The organism is Ralstonia sp. TCR112 (assembly GCF_007997035.1).
Taxonomy (GTDB): domain Bacteria; phylum Pseudomonadota; class Gammaproteobacteria; order Burkholderiales; family Burkholderiaceae; genus Ralstonia; species Ralstonia edaphi.
This window is the reverse complement of the sequence record NZ_VOSS01000241.1, coordinates 1-895: the sequence shown is the minus strand read 5'-3', so window position 1 is coordinate 895 and position 895 is coordinate 1. Positions and strand designations below refer to the sequence as shown.

The following is an 895-nucleotide window of genomic DNA, read 5'->3' as shown; positions in this document are numbered from 1 at the left end:
CGACGAGAACGGCGCCGCGCTTGTCGAGATTGCCGATGAGATGGCTGGGCGCAGTCTGAGCTTCTCGGGCGCGCTGCAGGACCTTGCATCGCTGCTGCAGAAGATTGCGCTGGCGCAGCTTGTGCCCGCCGCTGTGCAAGACGACTGGCCCGAGGCCGACGATGTGCGCCGCCTTGCCGAGCGGTTCGATGCGCAGTCGGTGCAACTGTTCTACCAGTTTGCCAACCTGGGCCGCAACGAATTGGCGCTTGCGCCGGACGAATACGCCGGTTTCACGATGACGCTGCTGCGTATGCTTGCGTTCCAGCCCGGGCAGTCGGGTGGGGACGCGGCGCGCCTTCGGGCGGTGGCGGCGGGAAGCGGGCGATGCCGTTGGCGGCAACCCCTGCAGCATCGATGCGGCCTGCGGCTACGGCGACGGCGCCCGTGGTAGCGCCGGCCGCTCAGGTTGCGCCGGTGGCAGTGCGTCCGGAGCCAATGGTCGAGGCGCCGCGTGCGACTTATCAAGCGACACCGGCGGCGCCAGCGCCCGTTGCAGCGGCTGTGCAGACGCCGGCTGCCGCGCCAGCGCGTCGTTCGCCGGCGATGGAAGCCTTGGCTGCCGCGCGCCAGGCGTCGAGTCGTGGCCGTGGTGGAGCATCTGCACCCGCTGCTACGCCGGTGGCCGCGCCAGCGCCTGTCGCACGATCTGCCCCTCCCGTTGCAGGCCCACGTCCGAATTCGGCTGCTGCGCCGGCATCTGCGCCGCAGCGCCGTGAACCGCCGGTTGCGGCTGCCGCGCCTTCCGACGACGGCCCGCCGCCTTGGGATGAAATGCCGGGCGAATTGGCTCCGCCGTCGCTTGAAGAGATGGATGCAGCCTTTGCCGGCTGGGATTCCGCTTCGAGCGTGGGCC

1 pseudogene is annotated in these 895 nt (G+C 70.3%); it reads left to right on the top strand.

The window, feature by feature from the left end:
• Positions 1-895: pseudogene (locus FUT88_RS25625) on the top strand (DNA polymerase III subunit gamma/tau); the annotation flags it as partial.